Origin of the sequence: uncultured Phascolarctobacterium sp. (genome assembly GCF_958349595.1) — a bacterium.
In the GTDB taxonomy this organism is placed as follows: Bacteria; Bacillota; Negativicutes; order Acidaminococcales; family Acidaminococcaceae; genus Phascolarctobacterium.
Map to the genome: position 1 here is coordinate 1 of NZ_CATWDQ010000032.1, position 4596 is coordinate 4596.

At 41.6% G+C, this 4596-nt stretch carries 4 protein-coding genes; all 4 read left to right on the forward strand.

Translation table 11 applies throughout. The features are described 5' to 3' along the window. A partial coding sequence (locus tag Q4G98_RS12345) for a nitrogenase component 1 (protein WP_301962012.1) occupies positions 1 to 568 on the forward strand: 568 nt, incomplete at its 5' end. Further along, a complete protein-coding gene (locus Q4G98_RS12350; protein ID WP_298563679.1) occupies positions 565 to 1800 on the forward strand; it encodes a nitrogenase component 1 in 1236 nt (411 codons plus the stop codon). The genes Q4G98_RS12345 and Q4G98_RS12350, both read left to right, overlap by 4 nt. A gap of 227 nt (positions 1801 to 2027) precedes the next feature. Beyond that, positions 2028 to 2933, forward strand: a complete 906-nt coding sequence (locus Q4G98_RS12355) for a ChaN family lipoprotein (protein ID WP_298563682.1) — start codon at positions 2028 to 2030, stop codon at positions 2931 to 2933. A 198-nt stretch (positions 2934 to 3131) separates the two neighbouring features. Continuing rightward, positions 3132 to 4596 (forward strand): TonB-dependent siderophore receptor (locus Q4G98_RS12360; RefSeq protein WP_301962013.1); only part of this gene is annotated, 1465 nt, incomplete at its 3' end.

Genomic DNA, 4596 nt, shown 5'->3' on the forward strand with positions numbered 1-4596 from the left:
GATGCAGGAAAAATTTGGAACGCCGTATGTTTATTTCAATAAATTCGTCATTCCTGAAAAAATCTATGAAGCCTATAAAAATCTTTTTGGCTATTTAGAGCTAGAGCCTCCTGAAGAATTGGAGGTGCTTTATCAAAACATAAGAGCAGAAATTGAAAAAACTAAGAGCGAACTGGCTGGTATTACTTATATTTACGGAAATACGCCGTATGCAGTTTTTGAAATGAACTGTTTTCTGAGTTCTCTTGGCATGGTGCCGCAGGTGATCCAAACGAACAGATATACCGCCGCAGATGAGGAGTATGCAAGGAAAATGCTGCAATATACAGATCCTTATGTTTGCAAAGCAGCTAATATCGCGCCTCTGCAATATGTCTATGATGTATTGTCTCCTTATTTGTATCTGGGACATGAATTTGCGAGCAGACTGCGTCAAAAAGGTATGGCTATTGTCCACAGCGACAGGGCCGGCGGTATGCTTGGTTTTGAAGTTACCGGGTATTTGCTGCAGCAGTTAGTCAAGGCTGTGAGGGAAGCAAAAGAATATAGAAGGGAGCTGGGCATATGAGTTTGTGCAGATACTTGCCTGTTCCCTCAGATCGAATGGGGATCATTTGGAGCCTGCTCAGCGTAAAAGACAGCATTATTCTTGAATATGGCCCGGCCGGGACAACTCATTTCAGTATGGGGCTTTATGGTGCGCTGGGTGTAGAATGTCAGCAGCGGTTGTTTACAACACATATGAATGAGGATGATGTGGTGATGGGGGACGTTACCCGTTTGGAAGAAGCCATTATCGAGCTGGATAAAAGCTATGAACCTAAAGTTATTTTTGTTGTGGCATCGTCTATTTCTGCGGTTATTGGAACGGACATTAAAGGCGTTTGCAATTATATGCAGCAGGAGGTGAAAGCGAAGCTGGTTGCCTTTGAGCAGGGCGGCTTTAGGGGCGATTACAGCGTAGGGCTGACTGAGGTTTATAAATTGCTGGTCAATAATCTTCCGCATAAAGATCAGGCTTTGCAAAAGAAAACCTATAATATTATCGGCGCTTCCATGGGCAGTTATCGTGCCGCATCGGATGTTTGGGAGCTGCAGAATCTGATGCGTGAAGCCTTTGGCTATGAAATGCATACCTGTTTGTGTCACGAAACTTCTGTGGCTGAGATAGGCGATATTGGCGCAGCCGAAATCAATTTGGTAATGCGGCAGGAAGGCTTGCCGGCGGCCGACCTGCTGAAAAATAAATTTGCTGTGCCTTTTGTTTTCAGTGCTCCTTATGGGTATGCCGCAACTTTAGCCTGGTTGGAAGAAGTGGGCAAAGTTTTAGGGCAGGCCCCGGACAGTAAGCTATGCGCCAGATTACGTCTGAAAGCCGGGAATGCAGCTTCTTTGAAGATGTATGCCATGATGATGGGGCGCAAAAAGATGCCTCAGGCAGCTGTACTGGGAGAATATGACCTGGTGAAAGGGTTAAGTGCGTTTCTCCGATCTGTAGGCATCAATGTTAAGCATAAGGTATGCAGTCATTCTTTAAAAAGCATTATAGAAGCAGAGCCGGATATTCAATATTTTGCTGTAGAAAAAGAGAAAATTGACATATTGAAAAATTTGCGGCAGACGCTTGTCCTGGCAGACGATGTTTCAAACAGGCTTTGCGACAGCAGCAATGTTGTATTGCGAGTGAGCGCGCCTTTTATTGAGGGTGCTCAGATTGCAACGCATTTGCCTTTGCTTGGTGAAAAGGGTACAGATTTTTTACTGGAAACTGTCGAAGCATATTATCAGACTTTAGCTTAATAAAAACTTAAATATCCCCTCAAGATTAATACTTGAGGGGATATTTAAAGGGTGGAGGTTAGGTGGAGCTAACTAAATAAAATAAGTTGTAAAAATCTTGCTGCCCCGGCGAAATATTGGCAAGCCAGAGGGCGAAAAGATTCTATACTAGATTTTTATAATGAAAAGGAGGTCGATGCTGCTGTTGGTTTAGTATTTGTGACAGTAAAATTTTAGGGGGAGTTAAGGTGAAAAAGTTTTTTAAATTTTTATGCATGTGTCTGATCATGAGTATGGCAGAATCGGCACATGCCGCATTACCAACAGTAAAAGATACTGTGATTATTTCTGCAGCAGACAACAAGCCGATAACACTTACGAAAATGGCTGAGGGCCTTGTTGATTATGATGTATTATTTTTTGGTGAATTTCATGATCAGGATGTGCTGCATGAGCTGGAATATGAACTGCTGCAGCAACTATATACTATTCATGGTGATAAGCTGGTTCTGTCACTGGAGATGTTTGAGGCTGATAACAAATCTGTTTTGGACGAATATTTAGCAGGTAAAATTTCTGAAGAGGATTTTCTGGGCAAGTCACGTCCCTGGCCCAGATATAAAACTGATTATCGTCAGTTGGTAGAGTTTGCCAGGGAACATAACTTACCTGTTATTGCCAGCAATATACCGCGCTTTTTAGCCTCCAGGCTGGCGAAAGGGGGAACTTTAGAAGATGTAGAAGAGCAGGATAAGCAATATTTACCTGTCAGGACCTATGCGCCAGCAGGAAAATATAAAGAGAAGTTTACTGCTTATATGACTAAGGGACAGACGCCGATGCGAATTCCACAGGCGCGGATAGATCAGGTGTTTGCCGCTCAATGCATAAAAGATGACAAGATGGCAGAAAGTATTTTTTATTATTGGCAAAATAACCAGGATAAAGTAATTTTTCACGTTAACGGTTGTTTCCATTCTGATGGGCATTTAGGTACTGTCGAAAAACTGGAAGCGTTGAATCCGGCTTTAAAAGTAGGCGTGATTACGCCTAAGGATCTGCCGGAAGATAAAAACTATATGAAAACTTATGCCAGCGATAAAAGTGACGGCGAATATATTATTTATTTTCCAAGAGTAGCAAAAGAACAATGAGCAAAGGAAGGGTAGTATGGTGAAAATAAAAAATAAGAGGTTTTTAAACGGGAAAATACTGATGACCGTACTGATTGGTACGAATGTCATCTGGGGGGCACAGAGACCTATGCCGAAGAGCAGCATAAATTTACTTTAGATGAATATGTGGTGACTGCTACTCGTACCGAACTTAACAGAAAAGAAGTTCCTCAAAGCGTGGAAGTCATAACTAAAAAGGATATTCAGAATATCGGTGCGACCAATGTTATAGATGCTTTGCGCACTGCAACTAATGTTGAGATCCCTGAAGCGGCTGGAGTAGGGCATACTTTGGGCATCAGAGGCAGCGGCAAAAATGATGTGCTGGTACTTCTTAATGGACGTCGTATTCCCGGTGAAGGATATGGACAGGTTTCTACTAATACTTATGTGTTGTCGCGGTTAAATGTGAACAATATAGAACGAATTGAAGTGCTGCGCGGACCGGCCGGGGCCTTATACGGCTCGGAAGCTTCTGCCGGCGTTATCAATATCATCACTCAAAAGCCTGAAAACAGATCAATGACTGTGGGAGTGGCGGCAAATAGCCGTGAAATGAGTAATTATTACCATTTTGACAGCGGCAAAGATGGAAAGATGAGCGCGGCATTTGATGCCAATTTTACTAAAGTCCGTTATTTTAAATGGGATGACGCCAATATGAGCAAGTATTTTGGGCCTACCCAAAATTACAGCCTGGATGTAGATTATAAGATGGATCAAAACAACAGCTTAAATTTATATCTGGACTATGAAAATACAAATCAGCAGTTTAAAAAGTTTACCAGTGCCAGCGGACCTTTTTCTTATCTGGGGATATATAATGTTGACAGAAAAAGTGCCAGCCTGACTTATAACGGAGCAAATGCCAACAGTAATTATATGGTGAGTGCTACTTATGGCGAATTGAAGAAAGATGTAACTAGTGCCATGGTTGCGAACAGTGTCGGCAGTTCCAAGTTTAACTTTTGGAATATTGAAGCTCGTGACACGATCAAGTTAAATGACAGTAACCGGCTGACCTTTGGCGGTGAATTCAGAACGGACAGCCGGAAGGACAGCAGTATTGATGAAAGTTCCGATCAGTATTCATTATTTGTACATGATGAGTTGAAAATAGGGGAGAAACTTTTGCTTATTCCTGCTATCAGATATGATCATCATGACAGCTTTGGAAACGAAACTTCGCCTAATATCGGTGCAACTTATTCATTTACTGATACCACCAGGTTTAAAGCTAATTATGGCGAAGGTTATAGAGCGCCGTCTATTTCCGAATTATACGGTACTTATTCTAATCCTAATCTGCGCCCTGAAAAATCAAAAGGCTATGAGTTGTCATATGAACAGGAATTTGACACTGATACTGCCGTTAAATTGACATATTTTAAAAATAAAAAGACTGATGCCATTGCAATGGATTACAGCTTAGCGCCTAATTATCAATATATGAATATCGAAAAATCTTCTTCTGAGGGCGTTGAGTTTGAAATCAAGCATGATTTGGGCAATGGTTTCACAGTGATTGGCAATTATGACTATCTGGATGCTATGAACGATAAAACCAATACGCGCCTGAATTATAATGCCCGTAATACTTATACAGCAAAATTGATGTGGACAGAGCCTGTAAAACAGGAAT

Coding starts and splice junctions, on each gene's coding strand:
- Q4G98_RS12350 (WP_298563679.1), top strand. CDS start 565: ATGAGTTTGTGCAGATACTTGCCTGTTCCCTCAGATCGAATGGGGATC.